This window comes from Duganella caerulea, from assembly GCF_040362985.1.
In the GTDB taxonomy this organism is placed as follows: Bacteria; Pseudomonadota; Gammaproteobacteria; order Burkholderiales; family Burkholderiaceae_D; genus Rugamonas; species Rugamonas vulcania.
On record NZ_BPWJ01000009.1, the window covers coordinates 174,368 to 201,082 of the forward strand.

General features: G+C 59.4%; 30 protein-coding genes. 6 read left to right on the forward strand and 24 right to left on the reverse strand.

The features are described 5' to 3' along the window. Nucleotides 1-291: 291 nt before the first annotated feature. From ACUJB0_RS24920 to ACUJB0_RS24960, 9 genes are all read right to left on the reverse strand, one after another. Nucleotides 292-1,560, reverse strand: a complete 1,269-nt coding sequence (locus tag ACUJB0_RS24920; RefSeq protein WP_444847566.1) for a hypothetical protein — start codon at nt 1,558-1,560, stop codon at nt 292-294. 316 nt (nt 1,561-1,876) lie between these two features. After that, entirely contained in the window at nt 1,877-2,230 is a 354-nt protein-coding gene (locus ACUJB0_RS24925; RefSeq protein WP_444847567.1) for a hypothetical protein, read from the reverse strand. Further along, nucleotides 2,230-2,565, reverse strand: coding sequence for a hypothetical protein (locus ACUJB0_RS24930; protein ID WP_444847568.1), 336 nt, complete (start codon nt 2,563-2,565; stop codon nt 2,230-2,232). Before ACUJB0_RS24930 ends, ACUJB0_RS24925 begins: the two co-directional genes overlap by 1 nt. Then, nucleotides 2,562-2,894 (reverse strand): hypothetical protein, encoded by a 333-nt coding sequence (locus ACUJB0_RS24935; RefSeq protein WP_444847569.1) that lies wholly within the window; start codon nt 2,892-2,894, stop codon nt 2,562-2,564. The genes ACUJB0_RS24930 and ACUJB0_RS24935 overlap by 4 nt, the downstream gene beginning before the upstream one ends. Nucleotides 2,895-2,989: 95 nt before the next feature. After that, nucleotides 2,990-3,481, reverse strand: coding sequence for a hypothetical protein (locus tag ACUJB0_RS24940; protein WP_444847570.1), 492 nt, complete (start codon nt 3,479-3,481; stop codon nt 2,990-2,992). 304 nt (nt 3,482-3,785) lie between these two features. Then, a complete protein-coding gene (locus tag ACUJB0_RS24945) occupies nt 3,786-3,998 on the reverse strand; it encodes a hypothetical protein (protein WP_444847571.1) in 213 nt (70 codons plus the stop codon). Then, nucleotides 3,995-4,282 carry a hypothetical protein gene (locus ACUJB0_RS24950; protein ID WP_444847572.1) on the reverse strand — a complete coding sequence of 96 codons (288 nt, stop codon included), beginning with the start codon at nt 4,280-4,282 and terminating at the stop codon, nt 3,995-3,997. The genes ACUJB0_RS24945 and ACUJB0_RS24950 overlap by 4 nt, the downstream gene beginning before the upstream one ends. Nucleotides 4,283-4,766: 484 nt before the next feature. After that, nucleotides 4,767-5,336: a restriction endonuclease gene (locus ACUJB0_RS24955; RefSeq protein WP_444847573.1), complete on the reverse strand. Its 570-nt coding sequence runs from the start codon at nt 5,334-5,336 to the stop codon at nt 4,767-4,769. A gap of 1 nt (nt 5,337) precedes the next feature. Continuing rightward, nucleotides 5,338-6,438, reverse strand: a complete 1,101-nt coding sequence (locus ACUJB0_RS24960) for an integrase domain-containing protein (protein ID WP_444847574.1) — start codon at nt 6,436-6,438, stop codon at nt 5,338-5,340. A 1,306-nt stretch (nt 6,439-7,744) separates the two neighbouring features. Here ACUJB0_RS24960 and ACUJB0_RS24965 point away from each other — a divergent pair. From ACUJB0_RS24965 to ACUJB0_RS24980, 4 genes are all read left to right on the forward strand, one after another. Next, nucleotides 7,745-8,830 (forward strand): PRTRC system protein D, encoded by a 1,086-nt coding sequence (locus tag ACUJB0_RS24965; protein ID WP_444847575.1) that lies wholly within the window; start codon nt 7,745-7,747, stop codon nt 8,828-8,830. Further along, nucleotides 8,827-9,093 (forward strand): hypothetical protein, encoded by a 267-nt coding sequence (locus ACUJB0_RS24970; RefSeq protein WP_444847576.1) that lies wholly within the window; start codon nt 8,827-8,829, stop codon nt 9,091-9,093. The genes ACUJB0_RS24965 and ACUJB0_RS24970 overlap by 4 nt, the downstream gene beginning before the upstream one ends. A gap of 70 nt (nt 9,094-9,163) precedes the next feature. Then, entirely contained in the window at nt 9,164-9,568 is a 405-nt protein-coding gene (locus tag ACUJB0_RS24975) for a CFI-box-CTERM domain-containing protein (protein WP_444847699.1), read from the forward strand. Beyond that, nucleotides 9,523-10,131 (forward strand): PD-(D/E)XK nuclease family protein, encoded by a 609-nt coding sequence (locus ACUJB0_RS24980; RefSeq protein WP_444847577.1) that lies wholly within the window; start codon nt 9,523-9,525, stop codon nt 10,129-10,131. The genes ACUJB0_RS24975 and ACUJB0_RS24980 overlap by 46 nt, the downstream gene beginning before the upstream one ends. On the opposite strand, the gene ACUJB0_RS24985 is transcribed toward ACUJB0_RS24980, so the two are convergent. Both ACUJB0_RS24985 and ACUJB0_RS24990 read right to left on the reverse strand, forming a co-directional pair. Next, on the reverse strand, nt 10,118-10,513 hold the full coding sequence (locus ACUJB0_RS24985) for a hypothetical protein (protein ID WP_444847578.1): 396 nt from the start codon (nt 10,511-10,513) through the stop codon (nt 10,118-10,120). The two genes, ACUJB0_RS24980 and ACUJB0_RS24985, sit on opposite strands and share 14 nt — an antisense overlap. Before the next feature lie 11 nt (nt 10,514-10,524). Continuing rightward, complete coding sequence (locus tag ACUJB0_RS24990) at nt 10,525-11,205, reverse strand: SOS response-associated peptidase (RefSeq protein WP_444847579.1); 681 nt, start codon at nt 11,203-11,205, stop codon at nt 10,525-10,527. Nucleotides 11,206-11,333: 128 nt separating this feature from the next. Here ACUJB0_RS24990 and ACUJB0_RS24995 point away from each other — a divergent pair, with 128 nt between their 5' ends. Further along, entirely contained in the window at nt 11,334-12,032 is a 699-nt protein-coding gene (locus ACUJB0_RS24995; RefSeq protein WP_444847580.1) for a hypothetical protein, read from the forward strand. 181 nt (nt 12,033-12,213) lie between these two features. On the opposite strand, the gene ACUJB0_RS25000 is transcribed toward ACUJB0_RS24995, so the two are convergent. Together ACUJB0_RS25000 and ACUJB0_RS25005 are read right to left on the reverse strand one after the other, a co-directional pair. Then, a complete protein-coding gene (locus tag ACUJB0_RS25000; protein WP_444847581.1) occupies nt 12,214-13,230 on the reverse strand; it encodes a S49 family peptidase in 1,017 nt (338 codons plus the stop codon). A 39-nt stretch (nt 13,231-13,269) separates the two neighbouring features. After that, nucleotides 13,270-13,854 (reverse strand): hypothetical protein, encoded by a 585-nt coding sequence (locus ACUJB0_RS25005; protein ID WP_444847582.1) that lies wholly within the window; start codon nt 13,852-13,854, stop codon nt 13,270-13,272. A gap of 66 nt (nt 13,855-13,920) precedes the next feature. On the opposite strand from ACUJB0_RS25005, the gene ACUJB0_RS25010 reads away from it, so the two are divergent. Continuing rightward, nucleotides 13,921-14,202 carry a hypothetical protein gene (locus tag ACUJB0_RS25010; RefSeq protein ID WP_444847583.1) on the forward strand — a complete coding sequence of 94 codons (282 nt, stop codon included), beginning with the start codon at nt 13,921-13,923 and terminating at the stop codon, nt 14,200-14,202. A gap of 6 nt (nt 14,203-14,208) precedes the next feature. On the opposite strand, the gene ACUJB0_RS25015 is transcribed toward ACUJB0_RS25010, so the two are convergent. From ACUJB0_RS25015 to traC, 11 genes are read right to left on the reverse strand one after another with little or no spacing between them, the layout of a single operon-like run. Further along, entirely contained in the window at nt 14,209-17,040 is a 2,832-nt protein-coding gene (locus ACUJB0_RS25015) for a conjugal transfer protein TraG N-terminal domain-containing protein (protein ID WP_444847584.1), read from the reverse strand. Nucleotides 17,041-17,061: 21 nt separating this feature from the next. Next, nucleotides 17,062-18,477 (reverse strand): conjugal transfer protein TraH, encoded by a 1,416-nt coding sequence (locus ACUJB0_RS25020; protein WP_444847585.1) that lies wholly within the window; start codon nt 18,475-18,477, stop codon nt 17,062-17,064. Between the two features lie 9 nt (nt 18,478-18,486). Next, nucleotides 18,487-19,281, reverse strand: coding sequence for a conjugal transfer protein TraF (locus ACUJB0_RS25025; protein ID WP_444847586.1), 795 nt, complete (start codon nt 19,279-19,281; stop codon nt 18,487-18,489). Beyond that, nucleotides 19,278-19,649 (reverse strand): hypothetical protein, encoded by a 372-nt coding sequence (locus ACUJB0_RS25030; RefSeq protein ID WP_444847587.1) that lies wholly within the window; start codon nt 19,647-19,649, stop codon nt 19,278-19,280. Before ACUJB0_RS25030 ends, ACUJB0_RS25025 begins: the two co-directional genes overlap by 4 nt. Continuing rightward, complete coding sequence (gene traN, locus ACUJB0_RS25035; protein WP_444847588.1) at nt 19,643-20,953, reverse strand: conjugal transfer protein TraN; 1,311 nt, start codon at nt 20,951-20,953, stop codon at nt 19,643-19,645. Before traN ends, ACUJB0_RS25030 begins: the two co-directional genes overlap by 7 nt. A 1-nt stretch (nt 20,954) precedes the next feature. Further along, nucleotides 20,955-21,593 carry a type-F conjugative transfer system pilin assembly protein TrbC gene (gene trbC, locus ACUJB0_RS25040; RefSeq protein ID WP_444847589.1) on the reverse strand — a complete coding sequence of 213 codons (639 nt, stop codon included), beginning with the start codon at nt 21,591-21,593 and terminating at the stop codon, nt 20,955-20,957. After that, nucleotides 21,580-22,590, reverse strand: coding sequence for a conjugal transfer pilus assembly protein TraU (gene traU, locus ACUJB0_RS25045; protein WP_161085002.1), 1,011 nt, complete (start codon nt 22,588-22,590; stop codon nt 21,580-21,582). The genes trbC and traU overlap by 14 nt, the downstream gene beginning before the upstream one ends. After that, complete coding sequence (gene traW, locus ACUJB0_RS25050; protein ID WP_444847590.1) at nt 22,587-23,243, reverse strand: type-F conjugative transfer system protein TraW; 657 nt, start codon at nt 23,241-23,243, stop codon at nt 22,587-22,589. The genes traU and traW overlap by 4 nt, the downstream gene beginning before the upstream one ends. A 26-nt stretch (nt 23,244-23,269) precedes the next feature. Continuing rightward, on the reverse strand, nt 23,270-23,791 hold the full coding sequence (gene traF / locus ACUJB0_RS25055) for a conjugative transfer signal peptidase TraF (protein ID WP_444847591.1): 522 nt from the start codon (nt 23,789-23,791) through the stop codon (nt 23,270-23,272). After that, entirely contained in the window at nt 23,788-24,141 is a 354-nt protein-coding gene (locus ACUJB0_RS25060) for a hypothetical protein (RefSeq protein WP_444847592.1), read from the reverse strand. Before ACUJB0_RS25060 ends, traF begins: the two co-directional genes overlap by 4 nt. Then, nucleotides 24,138-26,711 (reverse strand): type IV secretion system protein TraC, encoded by a 2,574-nt coding sequence (gene traC / locus ACUJB0_RS25065; RefSeq protein WP_444847593.1) that lies wholly within the window; start codon nt 26,709-26,711, stop codon nt 24,138-24,140. The genes ACUJB0_RS25060 and traC overlap by 4 nt, the downstream gene beginning before the upstream one ends. Nucleotides 26,712-26,715 lie beyond the last annotated feature (4 nt).

Below are 26,715 nucleotides of genomic sequence, written 5' to 3' on the forward strand. Positions count from 1 at the left end.
TTTTTTGTTCAATCTATCAGAAGAACGATACTACTCATATCAAACCGTCACACGTCTTCGCTTCGCGGACCGCACTGTTTTAGGTTTGCTATTCGCTCATCCCTGACGGGACTGGGCTGGCATAGCTGTCCAACCGGTATTCCCCCCCCATTTTTAGCGGCAGATCGCGGCGTCACCTTGCACGCGCGCCGACCTCCGGGGCGACGCGCTTTTTTCGCTACGCCCGCTGCTGGTGCCTTCGAGCCTGGGGTGCCACATTCGGCGCTCCCGCGATTGGGCGTGGGAGCCTTTTTAGTATAGGTACTTGCGACCGTTAGGAGATGCCCATGCTTTGATGTTCTTGTCAATCTCATCCATGTGATCGCCGTTCGCGTCCACATCTGCAATGAGGGCTACGCTGACGAACCCCGCTTCACCCGCAACAGCAGGAAGCCGCCACGCTTCGTATCGTGTGACGCCTGACTTTGTTCCCGAAGGTGGTGTGGGATTTGGCCCCCAAGATTTTGCAATCTCGGGGTTTGTCTTCTGCAATTCGCCGAAATCAATTGTCCAGCGATGATCGGATACCGTGCCGAATTTAGGAACGATACCAGGAAGAAGATAGTCCCGGACAATATTATCCAAGTCATGAAGCACGGCAGGCGGTGTCGCCGGGTTTGGTCTAATGATGACTTCAAGAGCTACCGAAACGACAAGGGGATTGATAAGCCAGTCCCAGCGAGTCTTGAATTCAGCAATTTGATTCGAGACCTTCTGCTTGAATACATCCGAACTATCTCTAGTAATCGGTAGTTCACCAAACTGGAGGCGGAGCTTGGATGCGCTTACGAGGCTTGCCCATCTTTCTTTCTCAAAGACCGTAGGGATGCCTTTCGGGCGGCCGTACATCCAGTTCAGAACGGGGATAGTGACGCCACTACTCTTGAGCAAGGCCCGCTGCGCGTACCATCGCACCATCTTCCGATAATCATCGTATCCAATGTCACCGAGACTCCGACGATAATTTGTCTCGTTGTCTATGAGATCACGGAATGTCTTGATCCAGTCGGTCTCACGGCTCCGCTCATAGAGGTAATCGCTGCTCATTTCGATGGAGCGGCTTGCTTCGGCTGCAAGTTCAAGATCATCGAGCATTGCCCTGAATGGCCGTGCTTTGATGCTAATAGCAGGAGAACTTTCTCCGTGGCGACAAGAAATAGAGAGTGCCTGAATTTGCCGATCATCCTTATACAAGAGGTGTCGGCGCGGCCATTTTACATGCGAACGCCGTACACCGAGAAGATCCAACAGGTTCTTGGCGATTGTGTGCGCTTGCGGCGCGGTCTTGCTTGTTGTTGAAAGATCAATTTTCAGAGCGACATCACTTGTGAATGTTGATCGTTTCACCAAAGTAAGATTTTCAGCTACCGCTTCTTGAAATTTATCCCGATCAGCTTCAGGCATTTTCTTTGACTGCGGCTCGATATCGTCAATGTAAATATGTACGCGCTGCTGCTTGCGCTTCTGATAGCGGGCACGGGCGCCAGCATCACTATTCATGAAATCCTTGAATCTGCTCATGCCTCCCGAATCACCTTTCTCAGTAGTGATATTTTCTATGGCTGGAAACGGTCATTTTATCAAAATAAAACGGAAGTAAGTTGGCGTCTCCGCTCCGCAGACCGCGCTGCGCCAGGTTCGCTATCGCCGAGTGTCGTGGTTGTGATAATGGCGCCAGTCGTACGAGACATTTTTAAAGATTCCTTTAATACGCGCATTCATATTAAAGCATTCTTTAATTGGTGTCTGGGTAAACAAGCGATCCTAGTGGCGCTTTGCCAAAACAGGTGTCAGGAAAACGTCCCCGGCCGAACCGGGGGCGTATCGTGCTGCCGCTTCACTCTTCATGGAACGCACCGTCGGCCCCGTACCAGACCTGGCGATTGCCGGTCAGTTTTACCCTGTCTATCTCAACCTGTTCGAACATGGATTCCGGGACATGGATCCCCAGTTCAATGAGCTTGGCCCTGAAGTCGGCAAGCGTCAGTTCGAACGGGTTGGGTTCGTCCAGGTTCGAGTACAGGAACGGTTCGTCGTCCTGGCCGTCGCCTGCGTCCATCAACGCTGCCGCGAGGGGATGAGGGCCAAAGTATTCGATCACCATGAAATAGTGCCCGATCGGCCGGTCCCATCCGAGCAGGACCGAGACAGGCTGTCCAGAGTGCATCGTGCGGAAGTGGTGCTGACTCATCATACTCCTCCATCAATGTAGGTTAAGTGGACGCGCCGCAGGACGGCGTCGATGCCCGCACGCGGCGAGGCGAAGTCGCTGGCCACGACATGCGCCCCGCGCGCCGCGTCGTCGTGGCCGCAAGTCCATTCGTGTGCCAACGCCGTGTTGTCCGCAATGGACAGCGGCGGGACATGATGGTCCAGCCTGTGCGCCAGCGCGCCGTCGCGATACGCGTTCATCATCAGATCGGTGCGGATGGCGGCGGCCAGATCCGGTTCGCGCTGTTGCACATGCATGGCGAAAATCCAGAGCAGCCGCATGTGTAGTGCGCCGAGCGGGTCGCAAGCGTTCATGACGGCCTCCGATCATTGCTGTCGCACGCTACGACACCCGGCTTCTTCTGACCTGCCTGGCGCGGGCCCTTGCATGCCTTGACATGGCCCACCTGGGCACCGCCATGCCTGGCGCAGATATCGCGGGCGGAGCAGAGTTGGCCGGTGGCCAGATCGCAGAAGCCAAAACAGATCAGGTTGGTGCGGATGAAGCGACAACCGTCCCGTGCGGCGAAGCGACGGCCTGGCGGCAACTCCTCCAAGCACAGCGCAGGGTCGCCCCGGTCTGCCACCGGATGGTCGGGCACGGCGGCGGCCTCGTACCCATTGCTTGAAATAGTGCTACGCATGATATTTCCTCCTCGTGCAATCGTTGATCAGGGAAGGTAGGGGCGCGACAGGCAAGCGCGCCCCGGGGACAACAGGGGCTGCTTGCCCCTTTGCTTCAGGCCGATTTGCCGATGTGGTCGGGCGTGACAACCGGTCCGACCGCCGCTGCGCTTGCGTCGGGCGGGCCAGACCGCTTGCTCGCCGAGGAAGCACGTTTCGCTGGTGCCTTGATCGGTCGCGTGGGAGTGGTGCCGCCATCGCACACATCGAGCGCGACGTCGCCGCTGAACCGCGCCAGGGCGCGTATGCTGCGCATGATCGAAGCCACCGCGCCTGCGGGCATCAGTACGGCGAACCGCAGGATGACGCGCACGGCGCTCGCGATGCGTTTGGCGCGCGCCACGCGCTGCCGCTGCCGTCGCATGGACTGCTTGCAACGCAGGTAAAGCCCGGGATATCGCGTGCGGCTGTCGACATCCTTGTCCATGTGGGCAATGAGTTCGGCCGCGAGATCAGGGTCGTTTGCGTTCCGGTAGAACGAGACCCAGACTTTTTCTTCCTCCTCGGCCGCAGGCATGCGGCGGAAATACGGACGTTGTTGCTCCATGATGACCTCCATTGTTAGCGTGAGGCCAAGCTGTCCCGTGGGACTGGCATGGTCCCACAGGGTTACGAAAAATATTAGTCAGCGACCAGTTCCACCTATAGCGGGTCGGCATATGGATCGCTGTCTTCAAACCCACAGTCTGGGCAGTAGACGCTCCAGTGTCGGTTGATACAGCCGCCGTCAAGGGTTTCCCAAAATCGGTATTGGCAGATTGGCCCGCCACATTCCTTGCAGGCGTCGATCAATGTTTCATTGTCGAGCTCCATACCGCCCGGTTCAACGCCCGGTCCGTATACGGTTGTCATCAGTTTTCTCCCAAGGGTTTGTCATCTTCGTCCTTGAAGCCGCATTCCGGGCACTGGATACTCCAGTGCTCGAACAGGCTGCCGCACTGTAGCGATTGCCAAAGCCGGTAGACGGCCTGCTCGCAGCTGCACCGGATGCAATCGGCGATGTACGTCTCGTTCGCCATGGGGGCAGCTGATGCAGGAGTAGATCGCGAATTGCTCTCGTTCATTTTGGCTCCAATCGATAAAGTGCCGTTGCCCCACTTCCGCAAAGCCAGTTGAACTCGGGATGTCCTCGTGCGGCTACTTGCCAGGGCGGTAGCAGAAGCGCGGGTTTCCGGTCGGAGGTACCGTCGTTGGCATTGGCCAAGCGACGCGCCGTCAGGCTGGTGGTGGACGCCGCGAAACCGGCTAACGTGTGTCCGTTGATTTCATGTGCTGCCGACGACCTTCCTGTCCCACCGAGCAGCACGCAGCATTCCGCACGTCGAGGGCTTTGATTGATTTCGTTCATGATGTTTTCTCCATCCAGGCTGGGCATGCGCAAAGAACGTTCACCGCGTGACCCATGGGCGTAAAAAAACAGGCCCGAAGTTCCGAAGAACCTGGGCCTGACCAGTCGCCGGCGATTGAAACGCCGCGACCTCGTCGGAACAACTGCGTTCCGGTGACATGTGACGTTTGACGCGTCACGGTAGAGATGTCGCCAGAGGCGACTTCGGTTGAGATTCAACCGAGACCAGAGGGCGGGTGACGTCCGCGGCGCCTGACACCTTGGCAGATGTCAGGCCCTGGCTTGTTCGCGATGAGCAAGGACAGGGGCGATGTGAGAGCGATTCCCACGGATAGCAGGATCAGTGTGGCACCTCGGGCACGAAGATTCAAGGCTGCGCGGCGCGATCGGACCAAACATTTAAATTTATTTGTACGAGATAGCTGTGAAGAATCGTCTGGCACTTTCAAAGCGGCGAGGCCTTCCATTTGCCTCCGAAAGAACATCACTTCCGAGCCGGCGGGGCAGCGGAGCCGTTGTCATTGCTGTGCGGCGGTGGAAGCCGCCGTGAGCAGACCAGTGCCAGAAGGCGATCTCCGCTGATCAGGATGATGCGCCGGTCTCTCAGGTGGTGATGGGCGGCCGCACCCGTGCGGCCACAGTGCACGAAACAGCCCCGGTGGTGGCCGCTTCTGGCCAACGCGGCGCCAAACGCGGTGATATGACCGTGGTTGATGTGCGCGCCATACCGCTTCGCCTGAAGGGCATGCCAGCCGCCACCCGGTATCCATACGCGGCCGTCGATGCCGCCATCGCCGGAATAGCGCAAGTTGCGGACCACGAATGCGCCCGCCTCCTCAAAGGCACACAGGACAAGCTCCTCGAACACGAGTGGATCGATTTTGCGCAAATAGGCAAACAATCGCGCCTCGGCCGCTACTCCTCGTATCGTCCGAAGCTTCGTCAGCACGCGGCGAGCTTGGCGCACGCGTCGCTGGTGTTCGGGCAGACCGCGTAGCCGAAACCAATTGAATACCCTCGATGCCGCGTGAATCAGATTAATCAGACGCCACATATTACGGCTCTCCGCACGTGCTGATGGCGCAGGGTTCATCGTCGCTACGTTGCTCGGTGACGTGCAGGCATGGCGAACCCAGATACGCATTGCTGATCTGCGGTCGGTTGTGTCCAAGTTGACGGGCGACCTCGTGATAGGCCGCGCGCATGGTGTCCGGGTCGGCGCACGGATCGTTTCCTCGCACCGGCGGCTGCACGCTGGCGATATCGAAGTACAGGTCTCCCGCGAACTCATGGCGCAGGCCATGCGGCGTGACCCCCAGGGTCTTCTTGGTTAGTCCCGCCATGCGCACGACGTTGGAGAACAGGTCGAGCGACTGCTTAAGCGTCAAGCCTGGCCGGCCCAAGTCGGAGTGCGGGAAACGGGCGATCTCCTTGGCGCAGGCCAGGGCGTCGCGCTGCGCCTGGGTGCGGATCGCCGCGAAGCGTAGCCTGCCGCCCTTGGTGCCACGCTTGATCCGCAGGAAGCTGACATACCGACTGATCGCCGCGCAACTCGAGGGCAACGCGAAATCAGGCACCTCCGCCACGTGCGGGCGAAACATGACCGCCTCCTTCCTACGGAGGCCGAACGCCATCGCCATGCGCAGTTGCGCCGCGACATATAGGTCGATCTTCGCGACGGCGCGGATCGACGCGTCGACATCAATGCCGTTGCCAGTCCATCCTTTGTCGAGCTGCGCGCAGTACGTGCGGCGCACCAATTGCGGATGGGACGTGTAGCGTTCGGCGTCCCGGACCAGGCCAGGCTTGCCGATCCAGGATGCGTACACCCGCAGGAAGGATAGCTGTTGCTGGATGTAGGCGGCACTGTAAGGGTGGGTACGAAGTTGCAGTTTGGCGGATGCGTCGCCCAGGCATGTCTGCAGCTGCGGATCAGCCGTCCAGTATCGCATCAAGACATCGATGTGCGCCCCGCTTAGGTTTGCTGGCGCGGGCTGGAAGCCGAGCGCACGTAGCGTGCGAAATGCGCGGAACAACCCTTTCTTCCGCGCGTCCATGGTGCTATGCGAAACCAGTTTATTCCGCACCGCGTGGCGAGTATTGTGCGCGGCGATCACCGCGTCAAGTTGGATCTTCCAGTCGCTATTGTTTGCCATGGTGTTCCTCCCGAACCACCCGTGCGCGACGGTGTGCCGCATCGGTCATGTTGCGCGCAGTGCGAGCCCGTCGAACTAAAGTTTGCTTTTTCATGATGACCTCGATGTCGATCGCCGTGCCGCCGTCCGTAACACGGGTCCGATGGCGAACCGTAATGTCGCGCCGTGCGCTGGTCGCCGGAAGCGCGCGGCATCAGGCTTTACTACGCTACCGGCGCTGCCTGGGGCACCGTGCTGCGGATAGGGCTATCGCTGCCAAAGCGAACGGCAATCGTAAAAATGCTCCAGTGAAGTGCCGACGAAATTTCTTCCGATTGGCAGATCCCCGCTTCGCGAGCGGGCAGTGCGGTCCGTGCCGCAAAGACCCCGGACATGCCGGACCCATACCTGGGATTTGATGTGTGCGCCCCTTCCCGCCGTTATCCCCGGCCCTGCCACCAGGCCGCCGTGCGTTCCCAAGCCAAGCAACGTGCTCGAAGCCGATAGGCGACGCGGCACGAAGCCATCGCATGCGCGATGGGCGCGAGGGTGAAGGATGATCGAATGTAGAAACACGTACGCCGTGAAGACGGCGCGCGCGCGGTCTGGCCGCTGCGCGACAGGGCCCGCCGCAGTCTGGCTGCAACGGGAAAGTTCAGGGTTGAATCCTGAACGGAGTGGGCATCTGCTGCGATCAGACCGCAGCGAGCCGATAGGCGCGGGTAAAGGACGCCTTGAACGGCATGCATCCCTCGAAGGGTAATGCATGCCTGACATACCTCGCCGTTGATACGGCGTGTTCGCATAGATTGCGAACCAATTCGGTGGGCAGGTGACGACTGCGACGGCCGGTTGGGGACACGATGTCCCGGGATACGGCACCCAGACAGCGCTTACAGCATAGCCTCAGCGACCGGAAAGATCAAGGTGACAGTTCACGGCTGTTGATGCGGCCGGAACCCGCGTGCAATACGTGGAAGGGGGCTGCCAGTTTGACGTGTCGAATATTTGTGGTTGATGGCTCGTTTATTTTGTAAACGGCCGAAGGAAGTATTACGCCCTTGACAGCCATGGCCTTCGTGATACCTCTGTTTGTGGCGACGTTGATCTTGGCCGTCCCTGCGACGCTACCTGGGATCAGACATCGCGCACCGAGTTGATATGGAGGCGATGCGCAGACGCGTTGGCGTCGACCTTGCACCGACCTCTGTTTTTGAATCGAGCGGAAATGTGGTTGGGCTGCTGTGGACTTGAAGCTGAACGCAAATGGCACCGCTTTTCACACCCGATTTCGTATTTGTCATCGCAGGCTGACGGCGTATCGTGTGTGGAAAAGCTACTCAAGGAGATTGATGTGGAACGAATTGTACGAGCTGTCGACGTGGGGCGTGGGAATGTAAAGTTCATCGCGTCCACGAAGAACGAGGAACTGAAGTGCGAAATGTTTCCGGCCGAGGCCCATCCCACGGAGGTCGCGCACGAACAGGAGGGATGGGGGACCAAAAGGAAGACGGTTGGAATCCCGGTCGGCGAACTGATATACGAGGTCGGACCCGACGCGAACCTGGCCGCCGACGTTTTCAATGCGAACGTCTTGCAGCACGATCGCTATTGTGAAAGCGATGAGTACCTGGCCTTGTTGCTAGGCGCGGTGCACTACATGGACGTACCGTCGATCGATCTCCTTGTCGTCGGCTTGCCTGTGGCGACGTTCAAGTTGCGCAAGGTCGTCACCTCGCTCGAGCGACGTATTGAAGGTGAACATCGGCTTGGTTCCGGTCGCAAGGTCTCTATCGGCAAGGTGAGGGCGGTGCCGCAACCGGTCGGCGCGTTGATGTCGTATGGACTTCAGCACAATCGGCTGGCGGAGGTTCGCAAGGAGCGCAGTCTGATCGTCGATCCTGGGCGCCGGACCTACGACTGGCTGGTGACGCAGGGAATGCAGCAAATCGAAAAGCGAAGCAGTTCCGTCAACCGCGGCATGTTTGATGTGTTGCAAAGTATCGCGGACGGTATAGGGCGTTCAACCAGCTCTCAGTTCCGGGACTATGATGCAATAGACCGTGCGCTGCGCACGCGGAAGAGGCCCGTCGTCTTCCAGCAGGAATATGACATCGAGCAGCATCTGCCACTCGCGCGCAAGATCCCTGAACAGGCGGTTGCCGAAATGATGCGCTACGTCGGCGACGCCGGCGATATCAAAAACATCCTGCTGGTGGGCGGTGGCGCATTCTTCTTCAAGCCTGCCTTGAAGGCCGCGTTCCCGCGTCACACGATCCAGGAGCTTAAAGATCCTGTTTTTGCCAACGTACGTGGATTCCAGCACGCCGGCGCTGACTTGGCCAGGGCCCTCTGGTCAACCGCCGCTGACGGTGGAACGGTGTCCCGGCCGATCTCGACGGAGGCGCCATGAGTAACGGCATGCGCATCAGCCTCGTGCTGGCACGGGAAGACAACCCACGTCTGTACGACGAGCTTGTTCAATTTCCGAAGGGGCCACGGCGTGTGAACCGACTAAGAATGCTTGCATACGACGGCCTGCTGGCCCAAGGTGCGCCGGTTGCGCAACCTGCGCCACACACGTTTGAGGAAGGTCACCGTGCCAGCGAGTCCGGGATGTCGGAGGACCGGGCCAAGGCGTCATTGGAGTTGTTCTCCGAGCCCTTATCTGAATGAGGTCATCGTGAAAAGAAGAAAATCAACATCGGCGTCGGAGCTTGCCGCGATGGGATATTGTGAGAAGAAGATGTTGTTCGAGCATCGTATCGGGAGAAGAGTATCGTCCGCTCGCGCTCAAGCCCGGCGTGATGGCGTCGCCGCACATGAGGCGTTCCATCTCGAAGCGTCGGTGCTCGCTCCAGGCGTCGGATCTAGCGAGGCCAAGCCCTGGTGCTTCATCGCCACGGAGCTGTTTGGAGAGTCTGCATGGGAGACCATCACACTTCGCATGTGCCGGGATCGGATCTTGCGCCCCTATCCCGCCGGTCGTGCCTTTATCGGCATGTACTACCGCCACTCCCCAGCGATAGCCCGTTGGCTCTGTGGGCACAGACGCTCGCGCGCTTGTGCGCGCTTACTCCTGCGGCCAGCGGCGGTACTGCTGAAATGGCTATTCGTCCGGTATTCCTCTTTGCCTGGAACTGGGTCATGATTGTCGCTTGTGTGTCCACCTTCGTCGTGCTGATTGTCTTTTGCGCCGTGGTACTACGCATATACCGTGCGATGCTGCGGGAAGAACAGTGGCTGCCAAAGGAATTTGTGACAGCGAAACTCATGTTTTCGGAGCAGATGTTCTCTGGACCTTCCCACGCACCAGTTGTCGCGCGAGTCGACCGCGCATATTGGGCAGAAGATCAATTGCACTTGGTAGAACTCAAGAGACGAGGCCATGCCAAGATTTACGCGACCGACGTGATCGAGTTGTCCGCACAACGCCTCGCGGTCCACGCGGCAACAGGTATGCATGTCAGCATCGTGGGTGTCGTGGTGGTCGAACACCCGGTCACTGGCCGGCGCACCGCCATGCGCGTAAAACTGCTTGCCGAAGACCGTGTCATCAATCTGATGCGCCGGCGAGATGCGATTCTGGCCGGCGTCGAACGGCCTGAGGAAACGTGCCTGAGGGCGCGCTGCATCGCGTGCGAATACCGCAACGAATGCAAGGGAGAGAGTGGAGCGAAGGTCTATCCGTTGATTCGCTCTACTCCAGATTAGTACGGTCAGCCGCCGACGGGTTTAGGTCCAGCGAGCCGCCGGTTATCAAATATTCGGCAATTTTCGACATGCTACGGAAGGTGTTGCCATGAATGAGATCGAACTGGTTTTGACGATGGATCGGCGCACCGCCAGAGAACTGGCGCAGTTCGCGAAGCGCCTTGGCTTTCAGGCTTGTTACGACTTGACAGAGGCCCATTTGCCCCATGAGGAACGCATCGATAAAGCTTACCTGATGATACACGGCATGGACTTGGTGGCGCGTGCATTGTCCGGTGCAGGGTTTGCGCCGCGTTGATGATGAGACCGGACAACCGTACATGCTGCGGCGTTGGCCGCGCGACTGGACGATATTGCCTTGTTCCGGTCGTGTCGCTTCCATTCAGCTCTCGATCAAAATCCAAAATCCAAGTTGACCGCTGGCGGCACATCGGCTGCTGGTGCGGCCTTCGGTTTCGTCACGCGCGGCGTCCGGGGCGAAGGCCAGGATGTCATCAGCTCGGCCGGGTAGTGGCGGAGGAACGTGCGGGCGTAGTCGGGATTCTTGCAGTCCAGCCAGTCGTCCCATTCTGACCGAGGCACGATCACCAGCGATCGTTTCTCATCACCTGGCTTGTGAAAGCGCTTCATCAGAGGGTGGTCATCGGCATTGATGGTCAGTTGGGTGAACGATGTCTCCGGTCCGGCGTCGCCATCCCATTCGCGCCACAGTCCCGCGACGGCAAACATCGCCTTGTCCGCCATGGCGATGCTCCACCATTCCGCCTTGCCGGTTTCGTAGCAGGGCTCGTCGAAGGAGATCACCGGCACCAGGCAAAGCTGTTGCTGTTTCCAGGCGCGGGAGAACGAACGACGTTCGGCCAGGGTTTCGGAGCGTGCGTTCATGGTATCGAACTTCTTGACCCCGTTCGGAATGCGGACCTGGGGCACCATGCCGTAGCCGGCGAGTATTCCTTCACGCGCTCCGTCGGCGCCGCGCCGTACGATAGGCGCGGCATAGTCCTTGAACGTGTTGTCCTGCCAAAACCCGGTATCGTGCAAGTCGATGATGACGCCCATGACGGCTTCGAGCATGTCTGGGCCCGGCGGTCGGAAATTGACGCACATAGTAGGCAACCGGTGACGGGAAATATCAATCATAGCGCTTTTCAAGATCAGATATTATACTGTTTAAACGTACAGTACTATTTTTGAGAAACGAAATGCGCGCATGGGTCGCACGAAGAAGGGTGGAGGGGGCATTGCTTGTCCAGCCCATACAGTTTGGCCACGAATTCAGCCAAGACGCGGCGCCGTACGAATTGCTGGTTGTCGAGGTGACCGATCAGGGCAAGCGTCGGCCCATGAAGGTCGCGCGGCTGGTTCCGGTCGGGGAGCGGCAGGCTGTCGCAGAGTTGCTGTCGCCGAAGTTGGTATGGTTCCGAAACTGGCAGTTTGTGCTCAGCGGAGTGGAGCAGGTCGCGGGTGCGCATGGCATCCGGGCCGTATTGCAGTCCTGGATATGCAAGCTCAGTTCACCAGCTTATGCGATCGGGTTTAAGGTAACCAACACCCACCAAGGTGGTGTGCTTCGGCCACGACGGATCTTGCGCGAGACAGGCAAATCAGGTGGCCAGTTGGCGGTGGCTGAACACTTTGAAACAGTGCTCGGCCGTCACACGTTACGTGCGCAGTTGGACCGTTATCAGGCTTCAGATTGCGGCAATACGGCTCGCCATTTGTTCGACTGCCGGCTTGAGTGGATGGCGGAAGAACGGTTCGAGCTCAGCGGCCTCCGCGTGGTGTCCGCCCATGGCGAGAGACCAGAACAGGTGGAATGCGACGGGTGGCTCTGCGAATTCGATATTGAGTTGCCGGAATTGACCAGGTCGCAGGTGCGTATGCTTGGCCCCTTCCATTAGGTGGTGGCCTGCCCCGGCCGGGCCTCGATGGCGCCCTGACAATGACTCGCAACAGCATCCCGCGCAATTCTGCCATGAGGTCCATACGCTGGCGAAGAGCGTCGACGGCCAAGCGCCGGCCTGCGCCAGCGCGCAGCGCCGGGACGGCAGCTACAGCTACAGCGAAAGTTATCGCGTCAACCTAGCGCAGTTGAAGGGGGCGGCGTTCCGAACTTGCGAAAGAGTATTCGGAAAATGCCTGGGCAAACGCACGGCCCCATAGGCCGCCACTAAAAGCATGGGGACCAAAATTGTATGCCTTCGTGCCCCTTGCCGTTGTCAGGTCGTCGACGGTGCCGACAGCGTCGATCAGCCCAAGTTCTTTGGCTTCGGTGCCGCTCCAGACCTCTCCTGTGGCGTAATCGATGCCTTGCTTGAGTTTGCTGCCTCTCGCTTGCACCAACTCCGCGAGAAAGGCGCCGCCCGCGCGATCGACGAGTTCCTGCGCCTTGCTTTCCGCCTCCGGCGAGACCGGTATGAATGGGTTCAAGAATGCCTTGAGTCTGCCGGAGGCGTAGATCCGCTGACTGACGCCCAGCTTGTCCATCGCCTGGTTGACTTGCCAAGGGGAGATAACGGCGCCGACTGAGCCGACCAGGCTGTATTTTCCTGCCATGATGACGTCGGTGTGCAATGCGATCAAGTAGGCTGCGGAAGCGCCGATGTTGCTGATCGCAGCGACGACCTGCTTGGGGTATCTCTTCTTGAGCGCTGAAATTGCCTGGCTGATCCGTTCCGCCTCGACTGGAGCGCCGCCAGGGCTATCGATTGCCAGGACGACTTGTTTGACATTGGCGCTTTCGAATGCGTCCTTCAGCACAGGAATAATCCGGTCGGCGGAAGCGGCTGATGTCGCGGAGATTTCACCATCAATGTGAACGACGCCAACGACTTCGCCTATCGGGCCAAGCTGCAGGCCAATGGAACTGGCATAAGCTAGCAGAGCGAGGAGAGTAGGCGTGCCAATCAATATTGCCCGCCCGGCGATCCGCCATCGACGTTCATGCTTTTCGCGTCGAACTGTGATCGCGAGATGCTGTTCCTGAATCTTGCGCTGTGCTGCAATTTCGTCCACGAGCTTTACCAACAGCGATGCATCTGATTGAACTCGCACGCCGACTGACGAACGCAGATGTCCAGAATAGTTGCGATTTGTCATAATACCTCCGCGTCATTGCTTTCAGGAATACGGTCTTAGCTAGTTTCGGCATCCTCCGCTGAGGCCAGTTAGCGCACCGAACGTGAGTCCATGCTTGCACTCCTGCCGACGAGCAGCAGGTACCTGGTCGACAGGTACTTGGTCACTCTTTGCGGATATAGCCACGCCTTTATTGATCATCGCTTCTGTGCTTTCGCTAGTCTCCGCTGCGCGCAGCCAAGCTTCGGCCGTTTTCAATTGAATTATTTGACATTTGACCCTGAAAGCATGCGGCTGTTCGGCAGTGGGAAAAGGCTCCCGGACGATATTTGCCGCACCACAGAGTCTAGTTGCAACATCCGTAAAATATTGATCCTCAAATCGACTGCCGTCGTCCGAGTGCAAAATAACCGTTTGCCCAAGGTGACACGAGCTGACGATGAAGCGCATTGCAAGCCTTGCGTATATTGCCTCTATGTTGGGAGTTCGCGCCGGAACGAATGTAAGCTGGCCCAGCCGGGAAGTTGTATATGGCGACAAGTCACATACAGAATCGTCATTCGTTCGTCCGTTCAACGACACGGCGGAAGCATTTTGTGTAAGTAAAAAGATCGCGCTTACGGCTGCAAGAATGATACGTTTCATGTTGAACTCCATAAGTTGAAACTGGGTGTGGCAAGGGGTATCATGAGGGGCAAATCCGGGGGAGTCATGGAACGTACGCGTGCACGTAGGGTGTTGATGGCTATGACCGCAGGCGGAATAGCTGGTATTGCCTTTGTATTCAACGATGATTGGTTCACGCAGTTCATCGGTGCTGTACTTGGTTGTGCTTGCATGTTCGTTGCCTATGCCATATTCGATTTTTGCGCTGCCTGGCGCGAGCGCAGTACACCATCTAGTCTCCGTCGATATCAGTTGCATCGGGATGAGTACGATCAGGACGCCTTTCGAATTGAGCGGATTTTCATGGATGACGGTAAGCCTTGGTAGTGCGCCTTACTTTGGTTTTTTTTCAGGTCGGAGTTTTTTAGCCAATGCCCTTATACCGTCGCCGACAGTGTCGGAAACGGGATCTCTTGAATTTTCCATACTGCTGTACACCTTTCCGACCAGAGAATTTCCTTTCCCCGGATGAGGTTGCCCGTCTTTTCCGATTTCGATTCCGTTCGAATCTTCGAATTCCAGAATTTTTTTGGTGACATCGCCATCGATGTTTACACCCGACCTCTCGATGCCATCCTTGTGGTTATGCAATTTCCTGCCGACTGAATCCAGCCTTTCCGCATTCTCGGTTCCAAGTTGTATATTCTTTGCCGGCGAGCCTAAAGGATTCGTATGGGACTTCGATGGGGGCGTTGTGCCCGCATCGATATTGGGAAGCGCATTTCCGAGTCCAGTTGGCTCCGAATGATATTGAGAGCGCACGCTTTCAAACGTGTTAGGCAAGCTTTCTGACGCAACGCGCATTGGCGGCAGGGCCTCGTTGCCAAGGTAGCTCTCCAGACGCCGAAGCATGGCTCCGCTTCCAAGCTTCTGCGTTCGCAGGAGGTCTGCAAAGAAGGTCGCGTGATTCGGATCCTTGGCCATGTCCAGTGAGATGCTTTCGCCTCTCGAGAACATTGATGCGATGCGTTCGGAGTAAGCTTCCTCAGAACGCAAATTTTCTTCTGCCCGAGCCATTCTTGCGGCCGTGGCTGTGATCCTCTTACTATGTTCCTCCCCCTCGCGCGTTTCTGAGAATACGTTCGAAAGGGCGCGTGAGTCTTTGGAGATCGATTCAGCGAAGTCCCTGAACTTGCTGCTGTCTTCGCTGGAGAGGGAGGTTCTAACCTTTTGATCCAGTTGGTCCAGTGTCCCTGATGTACCTGTCTGCGCTTTAAGTGCTCCTTGTGCTCCGATTGGCGTGCTTGTATCAGCCTTCAACGAGCCGCCGAGCGCGACCTCTGTGACTTGTCGGATCGATGCTCCCGTCTGTCGGCTTACGTTTGCAGCAATCTGCTTCAATTCGCTAGCGCGTTGCCCGGTTGTACTACTTTCTGATCGAGCCGCCCCCTCAGACTGTGTATCCCCTTTTCCAAATGCCCGTGCAGAAGAGATCACGTCTGCTACCGCCGAGGCGTATTCGTGTGACGAAGTACGTGCTTCGGCTTTTGCAGCGGCGACCGAGCGTTGCGCCTCTGTCACTTCACTCTTCGTCAGGCCGACGACGATTTGTCGTGATGCCGGCCCTTCGTTCATCAACGCTTTGATGGCTGTGAGGCCAGAACTAGCATTTGTGGTCAGGATGTTTCCGGTGGAATCGTCCTGGCGGGCGCGGAAATACGGCGAAGAACGGGACGGCGTGAGTGTCATTTGATCCATCGTGACATTGCCCATGCCGGTGTTCCCGACGGCGGCCGCGTTCGAGTCGGCTGTCAGCGTTGATTGCAACGTCGACCAACCGGACAGCACTGCGGTGCCGAAGTTTTCCATGCGTTTCATGGCGAACCAGGCGATGAACGGTATGCTCGCGGTGAGATAGCCGACAACTGCTTCCGAAGAGATAGCGTTCGAGTAGATTGAATTGGACGTACTCAGCGACAATGCCTTGAGTCCGCCACCGACGTCTGCCGCTGCTGCCAGTTCCTTGGCTGCGTAAATAGTCGCCAGATAATTCAGAATGGCATAAAGTACAGGCCAGAGTTGGATGAAAATCAGGACGGCGGAGTAGTTTTTTATCGACATCATGGTCTCTTTTCCACTCGTAAGCAGGACAAGCAATACCCAAACGGGAAAGAGCGCGTAGACGAGCGCTTCGATGACGTTTCGTATAACCGGAAGTCCTTCCTCGGCGACTTTTCCCGAATTGATCCAGGATGCATTGGTTTGCGCGACCGCTTGTGCCCGGCCCACCGCGAGCATCATGGCGGGGGCATCGTTGATCTTCTGGCCGATCAGCATGCTGGTGTCGTTGATCGCATTGATCATCGCGTTTTGTCTGACGATATCGGCGGCGGTTGCGGCAGCGTCGGCAATCTGGGTCTTGATATAGGTCTGCTCGATTTGACCAACCAGTACCGACGCCACCACAGACGTTGGCAGGGTTGGGTTCAACTCGAGGGCAAGGCTGTCGTGGATACGCTTGACTTGTGTCGGCATAAGCTTGTCCAATGCTGTATATATTGCCGGACACGGCATAACTTGCGTCTCTCCCGACGCGTCGGTGATTGTGCTAAAGCGTGCAGGGTTGGGGGTTGCCATCAGCGGCCACACATTACCGGAATTAGCGAAGTCAGCCGGGGCAACGGTTCCGTCGGCGAGATCGTACATGGTGCAGTTTGCAATGAAGTTAATCAGGTCGGTACGGAATCGCGGCTCCGTGAAGACAACACGGCTCGTTTTCCGGATCAACCGGTTTCCGAACATAAGGCCGCTTTTTTGGTAGGCGAGTTCAGGCGGAAGCCCTGCCGGGCCGGGAATGGCCTGGAAGGCTGTTTCGAACAGGCTGGCGGTCACGTGGCCGACAGTGCTCGTGGGTGAGGCCAGTACCGCCAATCCCAACGGTACATTGTCGACGAAGCGTTCCGCGCCGCCGCCAGTCTTGTCGATGATTTCGACTTGTACACGTGGGACAAAAAGGATCGACAGCACCAGGGTAACCGACGCCAGCCATTGCCAGCCAATCAGCTTTTGCGGGGCGAAAGCATAGGCCGTAAAAGCTGTGACGAAACCGTAGAATGCGACCATCGCGATAGCGCCCTTGAAATCCTGCGCGCCGGCGATCGCCGCAATCGCGTTAAACACCCCCGCCAATGTGTCGGCGTCCTGGTATGCATAGATTTCCCACATCGTCGCCTCCGATGCCTTCGGCTAGCGAAGCCAGGCAGTCTTACGTCCCAGCATGTCAAGGACGTGCTGGGGCATGCCTGTACGCAGCTGACGTTCCATTTGCTCAATCTGTGTCGAAATCGCTGTCATGGACGCTACTTTTTGGTAGTAGAGCGACTTTTCTCGGGACAACTGTGCTAGCAAGCTTGTCGTTCTGTCGCGTAGGTCACGCGCTTTCGATTCTTGCTTTTGGTCGAGTAAGAAATCCTTGTCGAGCGCATTCAGCCCTACCCGCAGGTTCTTGTCCAAGAAGACGTAGGCGTAGTCGGCGGCGATCACTTCGCGGTATCGGCCGATCAGGTCCTCCGCCAGATTCTTTGAGTTGCTGATGGAGGCGACCGACAACATGCGGTAGACCGGTTCGGTGGTCTGATTGACGAAGCCCACCTCTGCGGAGTCGTTCGCGATCGGACTTCTGCTCAGGATCTTGTCGGAGATCGAGCGCATCAGCGTTTCGACGCGGGTGGTGAATGGCGTGTGTTTGTAGCCGTCGTCTACCGTGACGGCATCGCAAGTGTCGTAGTTGTTGCATTTGAGGACTTGCTGCGTGACCTGGCCTCCACCAGCGTCGGCCTGTCCATACAGCAGATTGGAAATTGAGGTCAGCGTGGGCGGTATCGGATCCGGGTCCCTGCCGTTGGCAAAGATGACGGTGCCGACCATACTCATGATCAGTTCACGCTCGTTGTCATCAAGTTTGGTGCCAGCCAGCTTGAGCGCCTGCCACGTGAGGTTTCCGGTGAAAGGGACCTTGTTCTTGATGCCGGGATCATCGGACTTCCTGCCCGAGTCCAGGATGGACGGCTTGTCTGTCTTGCATCGCTGCTCGGCATCGGCGTAATCCGATGCGATGCCCAAGCTGACAGCGATGTCCTGGCACGCCTTGTTGGTGCTCAGGTTGGTCGCTTCTGCGGCATTTCGCACGAGGGCGGTCGCGATTGAACAGGAGTTCTTGTTCTGTCCGTTCACCATCTCCGCCAGTTGATGGAAGCGGGAACTGATGCTGCCCAGCAGTGGCGACACCGTGTCGAGCGCCAACTGGAACGCGATACCGGGCAGGGCGGAGGTAATGTTCTTGAGCATGTCCTTGAGCTGGGACGAGGAAATGTGCGAAAAGGCGCCGCCGAAGGCGTCGATGCCTGCGCAGCCGCCATGCGCTTCGGGCAGGTCAATGGCGATCAACTGATAGGTCTTGTTGGGTGCGCGCAGCATGAGATTGCCCCCGCTGTAAGTATTGAACACCTGGCCTCGGAATGCCCCGGGCTTGGTGTAGTTACCTATCATCGAGAGGTCCTTGAACATCTTTTGGGTTTCCGCGTTCAAGTCCTCTGCGCGCAATGGCGAACAGAGCGCCAGAGCGGCAAGGGCCCAAGTGATGGGGATCGGTCTGGGCGACATGTTGGCCTCCTATTTGTTAGCGGCGGTAAGCGCCGAGACAGGCTGCGGCGTGGCGGTGGTGATGACGCGTTCGATCAGCTCGTTTTCCGACATGACGCCGAAGCCAAGCGGAACGATCCGGCCGCTCGATGGATGGGCCAGAAACAGCGCGGGTACCTGCTGGACCTTGAGTGCTAGCGCGATGCCGTTGTCGCCACGCGGGGAAGGGAATTCCGGCAGCGTGCCGCCGTCGGTGCTGATGGCGGACACCTGCAAACCATACCGCTGTTCGAATGCCTTCAGGACCGGGGCGAAGGCATGGCAATATGGGCAGTCGCTGCGGAAGAAGAACAGCACGATGTGTTCACGCGCCAGGACAGCGAGCTGTGTGCGCCGTTCCGCCATCTGCTGACGTTCATAGATGTCTACCGCAAAGGTCGCCGAAGGCCTGGCCTGCGCGCTGGGATCGAGCTCCGGCGACATCCATGCCACGCGTTTCGCGACATCCGAGAAACGCGACGCGTCGCTCAGGATGCGCGCCTCAAGTTGCAGATAGGCGTGGACGTTATCGACCGTCGGCGCCATGATGGCGACGATGCGGGCTTCTTCCACGGCCTTCTGCAGCGCCTTGTAGCGGATGATCTCCGGCTGCTCGTCTTTGATGCCGGTGGCCGTTCGCGATGGAGATGGCGCCGGCACGGGCGCGTCGTCATAGAAATGCCAGCCCCGGCGTGGATCGTCCGCCGGAAGATGGGTAAGCTGCTGGCCACTGGCAGGAACAAGACAGACCAGGAGCACGGGCAGGGCAAGGATGCGCTTCATCATTCGGCCTCCGCACGGGAAGATGGAGGACGGCCATCGCGGCAATAGTCGATGCCGAAATCGATGCGACGCGGACCGCCGCCCGGCGCGCCCGGCGAGCGCACGTCGTCCTGTGAAAATGCCACATTCAGCCGCCGACAGCCTTCCTGCCGATAGCGCTTCAACGTCGTGACGTCGATGCGCAGGGGAGCGGTTGTGCCGCAGCCGCGTTTGAGCGCGTCGGCCATTTCACCTGTCAGCATGCCGTGGGCGCTACCGTCCGGCGCGTCGATGGCTTCGATCATCAATTCGCGTGGATTGACGACGGCTTTGCGCGGCACGGTGGAATCGCCGGTGGCCTGGAGCAGGGCAGCGAATGCAATGATCAGCATTTTCCGCCTCCGAAATAGCAAGCACCTGCACGCACGCTGTTCGAGGCGCGCAGCGCGGCGAGATCCGGCAGCGCGGGTACGATAGAGGCGTAGAACTCGGTCAGGTCCATCCTCGAGAAGTCGAGCTCCTGAAGTTGGGCCACGGTGAAGCCTTGGCATTGCGGCCGCTCTGCTTCGCCCCAGCCGATGCCCAGTTGCGCACGGCCCTGTTCATTGACCAGGCGCGCCAGCTCCGAATTGAAACAGCATTTGGAGGTGGTGTGCTCGATGCAGGTCACGCATTTCCCAAGGATGCGGATGCAGTTGGAGCACCAGGTGCCTATCGGATGGCACAGCTTTGCGCCTTCCTTCATGGCTAGCTTGCCTTCCTCCGGGCTGCACGACATCATCGACAGGACGACGTAGATGATCACCGCGATCGCGAGTGTGTAGGGATCGACCGCGATGGCGATGCTGTCGCTGCTAAAGAGCGTCACCGAACCGGCCGGCAGCGCCGTGCCGTTGACGGCGACCGTGACGCCATAACTGGTGAAGCTGCCGGAGAAGCCGGCGCTGGTGTACAGGGCACCGAGTCCCTGCTTGATGAAGCTTCTGTTGTCGGCGTTCATGAGGACGTCATATACAAGGCGCGAGCCGGCGCCGAACAGCGACTGGTTGGTAAAGCCCGCGCCGGCACCGTCGGCATAGCAGCAGTTCTTTAAGGTCCGATTCCTGCAGCGGTTGTCCTCGCCGGAAAAGACCCGTATGGTTGCCGGATCGAGATAGACGCCGGCCTCGCGCGCCGCTTCCATGTACGTCATGGCTTGCGCGAAGTCCGGATCGTTCTTGTTCGTGGTGTCGAAGCAGCGCTCGCCGAGACAGAAGACGCCGGGACTGCACACGCCGGCCGTTGAGCATCCGCTGTAGAAGTCCGCCAGGTTGCTGGCGACGCCAAACGGATTGCGAGCGATCGCCGCCGCCGACGCGACCAGTGGATCAGAGGCCGCTATTGTCGGGCGTGGACCATTCGCCACCGCATTGGCCGCGACTTGTGCTTGGCAGACGGGGTCGTTCGGCAGCAGAGCGCACTGCAGGCGCCGTGTTTCGGCCAAGGCCTTTAGGTCGGAGCCGCCGTAGTACGCCGCCTGGGGCGGCTTGTCGGTATAGCCGGGTACCGCCGCGCTGGCGTTGGTTGCGTTCACTTGGCCGTGCGCATAGGCGTTTGCAGCCCGGGCTGCGGCTAGGTCATCGACTTGTCCGGCCGCCGTTGCACATTGGCCCGACACCAGGGCGGCCACACTGACGAGGACGATCAGGCGGCGCATGTCATTTCTCCAGCAGGCGCAGGATGGAGCGGGCAGCTGGGCGCCACACCGGTTGCGCGTTGGCGATTTGCTCCAGCGCGTAGTCCAGCGAGACGTCCCCGCTTGCCTTGGCGTAGCCGGCGGCAGGACAGGCACCAATGAGGCAGGGCTGCTCGTCGCCATCGCTTGCCCTTAGTATGAAGGTCGGCACGACATTGACCGCGTAGCGCGAGAAGAGGCGGGGATCGATCTGCAGCGGCGCCCCTGGCTGGCCGAATGTCTGGTGGATGGCCTGCGCCGTCGCCGGTAGGGAGCCATCCTTCAGCCCGTTCAATACCAGCACGCCGCCACAGCGCTTGGCCTGGTCCGCGAGCCGGGTGAGGGACGCACGCGGCATCGAGAAACTCACCATGATCAACAGGCGGCTGGAGGGCTGATTGCCGGTGCCGCGCGCCTTGATCCGGGCCTCGTAGCCACCGGCGATGGCGGCGATATCGGCCGGGCTGCTGGTGGCGGGAATGGGCAGTCTGTCCAGCCTGGGCGTTCCGGCCGTCGCGGTTTGTGCGCACGCACAGCGCAGGCCGCATTGCGCGCAGAGCGCGGCAAGTCCCAACACAAGCAGGTTGCGCGCCCGGCGCGCGCGGCGTTTAGTAGCCCACACAGCAGTTCCTTTTCCGAAAGAGCATGAAGGCGAAATCCTCGCCTTGGACGGGATATTCCTTGCCGGCGCCCCAAAGCGTTGTCGTCCGGCCAAACGGTTGGCAGCATTTGCCGGCCGTCTTGTCTGTGCTGGGTATGGGGTAGGTCAACTGTGTCTTGTAGGCGGTCTTGTCCATCACCGGCAGGAAATACGGACCGCACAGCCCCTTCTTCCCGTGCCAGCCCCACGCCAGCAGCTCCCGGTGCATCTTCGCGGTGAGGCGCTGGGCCATCAATTCGGCGGTGCGCACGCCACCCATGTGCACGCGGGTATTGCCGTCCAGTGGCAGCAATGCTCCCTGGCACCCGGCACACCAGAATAGTTCCGGCCTTGGGAATCCAATGGTCGCCGCCACGCAATCGGCCGCGCATGCAGCCAGGGCCACCGGATTGGCGAATAGGACCGCTTCCGGGTTCAGGATCAGCGTCAGCTCGTCGTCGTTCCAGAGGGGATCGACCTCCGTCAGGTAGGCCAGGTCAAAGCTGCCGCGTTCGAGGCAAGGGAAGTCGGCGACCACCTTGAGCCAGTACATCACCGGGTTGACGTAAAAGTGCGCCTGGTAAAAGCCACTGGCGTCTCCGCTTGCTTCCGGCGTGCGCGCCGCCTCCGGCGCGCCGATGCCCGGATCGAGGTCCAATCCCCCGAGCGACACCAGGCAAAAGGGTTTGCGCACCACCTCGACGTGGCGTGCCGGTTCCCAGAAACCGATGGACAGGCCGATCACCGGATTGACGCCGCAACTGCAGACCGGGTCCGACGGGTTGTCCGTGTCTTCCTGCCCGCCCAGATTGGCCGTAGTGACCGCACCGAGAGAAATCGGCAGGATGCAACTCCAGCAGATGTCCGTGACCGGATTGGCGAACTTGCCGACGCAGGTCGTTGGCAACTTGGCTGGATCTGCCGCCGCAGGCATCGCGATGAGCGCGTACCAGGCCAGTAATGCCGCCATCGTTTTCATGGTGACACCTCCATTTCATCGATGCGAAGTCGCAGGCCTTCCTGCGTCACCAGGGCCGGAACTTGCCGGATGCCGAGGCGGCGTGTCAGCAGTCCCTGCTGATCGTAATAGATCGGCATGCGCCATTGGCGCATCAGATCGAGGTAGGACCCGCCGGTTAGAATCAGCTTCAAGCGCGGACCATGCTCGCGCAGCATGCGTTGCGCCTGGCCGCGCTGCCGCGCGTCGCGGGCATCAAAAAATAACAGTGCGCGGGACAGGGTGATGACGTCCAGCGGATTTTTGCGGGTTCCCGCCGCGAACATCAAGCGGCCTGTCCCATCGAAGACGTTCTCCGCCAGCATCATCGACGGGTCGAAGTAGAAGCTGCGCGCCTTGGAGCAGGCGGCCAGGCCTGCCACCGGAGTAGGCGAGGCGACGGTGGCACGCGCCGTCGCCGCCGCCTGTTCCATCAGTCGCGACATCTCGCCGGATTCGGCGCGCGCGAGCAGGCGTTGTTCAATCATCGCCAGCAGGTTCTGTTCCTGGACGGGATACGTCGGCCCCAGGTTGCCGATGTCGGCGCCCAGACACAATGCCGGCGCGGCGGCAAGCACCCAGCACATGGCGGTGCGGAAGTGGCTGCGCGCTGCCGCTGGGGAAAACATGGTCATAGGTGTCGGCACAGGCATGACGCACCTCACAGTATAGGGGTCACGCGGCCGACGATCTGGCGCCGCGCCACCAGGCCGCTGATCGCGTAACGCGAGTCGAAGCTGTCGGGACTCTGGCCCGCGACATAGAAGTAGCCGGGCGGGATCACCGTCGGGGCGATCGGCTGCAGCGGCAGGCGTGTGACGGTATGGGTCTTCGCATAGCCGACGTCCCTGCCATTGATATACACGTGGCGCTCCGACACCGTGACGACATCGCCCGCAACGCCCGTGACCTGTTTGAACAGTGGCTGGCGGCGCAGGCCGGGGAAGTAGCGCACCGCGTCTCCTTCAAAGGCATAGACGATGTAGTCTCCGCGGTGCGGATCCTTCGCGCCGTAATCGATGGCGACCACCTTGTAGGGAAGACTAGGTGTTACGTTGAAGAGTATGGGCAGCCATGGGGTCGGATCGACCAGGACCCGCACGAGCGCGGCTATCCAGATAGCCGCCAGGATCAAATAGACATACCATGTCTGGCGCAGATGCGCGAAGTAGGACGCGATCATAATTGCATTCTCCGTTTGAGTTCGGGTGTCAGGTCCACCATGTGGGGAGGCGTGCCGATGACGGCGCTGCGCTCGACGACGAGGCAGCCGCAGTTGATGGCGACTTGCTCTAGCGCGCGGGGGAACTCACGCGCGAACGCCCGTGCCTGTGAGGCCAACCGGTCGCGCTGCTCGGCCGACATGTCCCTGGCCATCTGGCTTGCCAGACGCTCTTCTTCGAGGTGGAATACGGCGACCGAATCGACCACCCCTACCGTGCGGTACGGGCGCGCGATTATCCAGTCGTAGGCGGCCAGACCCGCGATACAGACGATGGTCGCCAGTAGGGCGTTGAGCGCGAGTGCTTTCATGCCAGTATTCCCCGTTGTTCGAGCACCCGCGCAATCGCCTCGTCGATGGACAACCCCTGTTCGCGCAGTGCGTCGATCGGTTTGTTGTCTTCCAGTTTGTTCGAGTAGAGCAGGTGCGTGGCGGGATCGAGCACCAGCCGCATGATGCCTTCGCCGACCGGCGACGACACGTACATCTCCGAATAGACGCCGTCTTGCTTGTGCAACGAGTTGAGCAAGCGCTTCTTGGCTTCGTCAATGAAGAGACGCTTCTTCTCGGCGAGCAGGTTGATCGATTCGGGTTTTTGCCGGAGTAGGAATATCCAGTCGGCGCATTTGAACGCGGCCTCCATCTGGATCGAACTATAGTAGTCGTCGCCATCCTGGGTCCCGGTCAGCAGCCCGCCACCGTGCTTGCGGGCGCGCCGCGACGTTTCCTCCAGCACGGCGGCGAGGATAGGGTCGTCCTGGCCGGTGTCGGCCAGTTGCTGTTTGAGTTCATCCACAATCAGGAGTTTCTTGAAGTGGCGCGTCAGGAACATCTGTCCCGTGATCTGGTAAAGCAGCAGGATGGTCGCGACGACCTGCAGGTCAGGCTTGCGCTTGAGCCATTCGGTTTCGAAGACCACCAGCGGGTTGTCGAAGTCGATATTGTTACGGCCTTCGAAGAAGCGCTCGTATTGCCCTCCGCGCGCGAAGGGGTTCAGCATCACGGCCAGATCCCGTAGCCGCTGGTCGTGTTTGAGCCCTAGGTCGGAAATGGTGCCGGAGACGAGCCTGTCGCGGATGGCGGTGATCGTCATGTCCTGGCCATATTGTGACCACAACGTCAAGATGGTCTTGGAAATGGCCTTATACTGGACCTCGTCCAGAGAGCGGGTTCGCGAGCACATTTTGGCGATAGCCGGCACCAGCATGTCCATGTCCTCATGAATGTCGAGTACGCGTGTAAAGGGGTTGAGGTTGGGTGCCGAATCCGGCCCAAAATCGATGAAAGAACCATTCGATTTCCTACAGAGCTTTTCGAAGGAGCGTCCCAAGTCGAGGACGTTCACGTTGGCGCCGATGGAAAGGTACGCAGCCGCCATTTCCTGCAGCAGGGTGGACTTTCCGGAACCCGAGGTGCCTGCAATGGCGGCATTGAAGTTGCCCTGCTCATTGTCGTAGAGGTCGAGCGTCACCAGTTGCCCGCGGCGGCCGGTGCCGATCAATACGGGAGTGGCTGTCCCTCGCCATTCTGCGATCAGTGGGGCGAGATGGATGGCGTTGGGCAGAAGCTTGCGTGACACGCGCCGCATTCTCTTGAGGTCGCCATGAAAAGCTGGGGAGAGCGTCATGGGCAGGCTGGCCAGCAACGCCTGGCGGTGCATATAGACATCGCCGTTGAGCGTAAAGCCACGGGCGCGCCAGATCGCCTTGGCTGTTTCGCTGGCCGAGGTCATGTGTTGTGGGCGGGCGAACAGCGCAAGCTGATGGTACATAGAGACCAGTGTGCCACCCTCGTCGCTGGCGTCGGCGGCCGCGCTCCAGTCCTGCCGCTTGCGCTCGGCGTCGGGCATGATCTTGGCGAGCTTGCTTTCGGCATTCTGGGTCGCGCGCACATGGTTGCCCGTGATCGCGGTGCGCACGGTATTAGCGTCGAGGACATGCACACCCAGCGTGATCAGGAACGGACAATCGAACTGCAGGGCGGGCTGCATCAGATCGCCGATCAGCGATCCCATGCGCCACAACGGAAAGCTCTTGGGATAGGACTTTACTGAGAAAAAACAGGCGTCCATGGTTTCGCCGCCACCCGGCTTGGAAAAGCGCAGTCGGTCGGGAAGCGGGTCTTGCACGGTGTCGAAGTCCACAATCTGGTCCCGGATCTCGCGGCCCTCGTCGTGGCATTGTAGTTCTGCGCGGCGTTGGAAAATCCGGTCCGGGTTGGTGAGCGTGGCGCACCAGTTGATCAAGTCGTCGGCGTTGCAGACTCGGTTGGGCATAGACGCGGCCTTGAGCGTTGCCGACATCGCGTCGCGCACGAAAAGCAGGTCGTCGCACAGTGCGCGGTCGTCTGGCGTACCGGCCGCGTTGACGCTGATGAGCAGACGGAAGTCTCGCACGCCGCAGTGGTAGCCGCTGGTGAGCGATTGCTGGGCGCCTTTCTGCATGTGGGCAAAGCGATGGCGGACTAGGCGCCGGTGCAGGTTCTCATTGCGCACCGGCCGCCCGGCCTCGCGTGATTTCGCGAACTGATCCGCATCCTCCGGCCGCAGGTTGGCGTACTCCAGCAACTGTTCGCTGACGTGCGGCGATGCAAAGAGATGGAACTGGATGCCGGTACCCGGCTTGCAGTTTGCGTACAGGCTGCCCAGCACCTCGACCATTGACTGGTCCGCGCCGGATTGTGGCAACGCCTCAAGCGCAAAGCCCAGCCGTTTTCCCTTTAACCTGAACAGCTCTTCGTTCTCCATGAACGCAAGATAGGGCAGCCAGGTCGCGAATCGATCTGGGGCGGCATCATCGGCCGGAGGGAGCCCCACGCAGGCACGCAGAGCCTGTGCGGCCTGGGGTATGTTGTGTAATGGCCTGTGCAGGAAATCGAACATGGTC

Excerpts from the sequence above, each read along its gene's own strand:
- ACUJB0_RS25060 (WP_444847592.1), bottom strand. The coding sequence starts at position 24,141 with ATGAAAGCACTCGCGCTCAACGCCCTACTGGCGACCATCGTCTGTATC.
- ACUJB0_RS24945 (WP_444847571.1), bottom strand. The coding sequence starts at position 3,998 with ATGAACGAGAGCAATTCGCGATCTACTCCTGCATCAGCTGCCCCCATG.
- ACUJB0_RS24925 (WP_444847567.1), bottom strand. The coding sequence starts at position 2,230 with ATGAGTCAGCACCACTTCCGCACGATGCACTCTGGACAGCCTGTCTCG.
- ACUJB0_RS24940 (WP_444847570.1), bottom strand. The coding sequence starts at position 3,481 with ATGGAGCAACAACGTCCGTATTTCCGCCGCATGCCTGCGGCCGAGGAG.
- traW (WP_444847590.1), bottom strand. The coding sequence starts at position 23,243 with ATGACCATGTTTTCCCCAGCGGCAGCGCGCAGCCACTTCCGCACCGCC.
- ACUJB0_RS25005 (WP_444847582.1), bottom strand. The coding sequence starts at position 13,854 with ATGAAACGTATCATTCTTGCAGCCGTAAGCGCGATCTTTTTACTTACA.
- ACUJB0_RS25015 (WP_444847584.1), bottom strand. The coding sequence starts at position 17,040 with ATGTGGGAAATCTATGCATACCAGGACGCCGACACATTGGCGGGGGTG.
- traU (WP_161085002.1), bottom strand. The coding sequence starts at position 22,590 with ATGAAAACGATGGCGGCATTACTGGCCTGGTACGCGCTCATCGCGATG.
- ACUJB0_RS24930 (WP_444847568.1), bottom strand. The coding sequence starts at position 2,565 with ATGAACGCTTGCGACCCGCTCGGCGCACTACACATGCGGCTGCTCTGG.
- ACUJB0_RS24950 (WP_444847572.1), bottom strand. The coding sequence starts at position 4,282 with ATGAACGAAATCAATCAAAGCCCTCGACGTGCGGAATGCTGCGTGCTG.
- ACUJB0_RS24935 (WP_444847569.1), bottom strand. The coding sequence starts at position 2,894 with ATGCGTAGCACTATTTCAAGCAATGGGTACGAGGCCGCCGCCGTGCCC.
- ACUJB0_RS24985 (WP_444847578.1), bottom strand. The coding sequence starts at position 10,513 with ATGGAAGCGACACGACCGGAACAAGGCAATATCGTCCAGTCGCGCGGC.
- ACUJB0_RS25010 (WP_444847583.1), top strand. The coding sequence starts at position 13,921 with ATGGAACGTACGCGTGCACGTAGGGTGTTGATGGCTATGACCGCAGGC.
- traC (WP_444847593.1), bottom strand. The coding sequence starts at position 26,711 with ATGTTCGATTTCCTGCACAGGCCATTACACAACATACCCCAGGCCGCA.
- ACUJB0_RS25000 (WP_444847581.1), bottom strand. The coding sequence starts at position 13,230 with ATGACAAATCGCAACTATTCTGGACATCTGCGTTCGTCAGTCGGCGTG.
- ACUJB0_RS24995 (WP_444847580.1), top strand. The coding sequence starts at position 11,334 with ATGCGCGCATGGGTCGCACGAAGAAGGGTGGAGGGGGCATTGCTTGTC.
- ACUJB0_RS25030 (WP_444847587.1), bottom strand. The coding sequence starts at position 19,649 with ATGCTGATCATTGCATTCGCTGCCCTGCTCCAGGCCACCGGCGATTCC.
- ACUJB0_RS24970 (WP_444847576.1), top strand. The coding sequence starts at position 8,827 with ATGAGTAACGGCATGCGCATCAGCCTCGTGCTGGCACGGGAAGACAAC.
- traF (WP_444847591.1), bottom strand. The coding sequence starts at position 23,791 with ATGATCGCGTCCTACTTCGCGCATCTGCGCCAGACATGGTATGTCTAT.
- ACUJB0_RS24975 (WP_444847699.1), top strand. The coding sequence starts at position 9,164 with ATGTTGTTCGAGCATCGTATCGGGAGAAGAGTATCGTCCGCTCGCGCT.
- ACUJB0_RS24960 (WP_444847574.1), bottom strand. The coding sequence starts at position 6,438 with ATGGCAAACAATAGCGACTGGAAGATCCAACTTGACGCGGTGATCGCC.
- ACUJB0_RS24955 (WP_444847573.1), bottom strand. The coding sequence starts at position 5,336 with ATGTGGCGTCTGATTAATCTGATTCACGCGGCATCGAGGGTATTCAAT.
- ACUJB0_RS25020 (WP_444847585.1), bottom strand. The coding sequence starts at position 18,477 with ATGTCGCCCAGACCGATCCCCATCACTTGGGCCCTTGCCGCTCTGGCG.
- ACUJB0_RS25025 (WP_444847586.1), bottom strand. The coding sequence starts at position 19,281 with ATGATGAAGCGCATCCTTGCCCTGCCCGTGCTCCTGGTCTGTCTTGTT.
- ACUJB0_RS24980 (WP_444847577.1), top strand. The coding sequence starts at position 9,523 with ATGGCTATTCGTCCGGTATTCCTCTTTGCCTGGAACTGGGTCATGATT.
- ACUJB0_RS24920 (WP_444847566.1), bottom strand. The coding sequence starts at position 1,560 with ATGAGCAGATTCAAGGATTTCATGAATAGTGATGCTGGCGCCCGTGCC.
- traN (WP_444847588.1), bottom strand. The coding sequence starts at position 20,953 with ATGCGCCGCCTGATCGTCCTCGTCAGTGTGGCCGCCCTGGTGTCGGGC.
- ACUJB0_RS24990 (WP_444847579.1), bottom strand. The coding sequence starts at position 11,205 with ATGCTCGAAGCCGTCATGGGCGTCATCATCGACTTGCACGATACCGGG.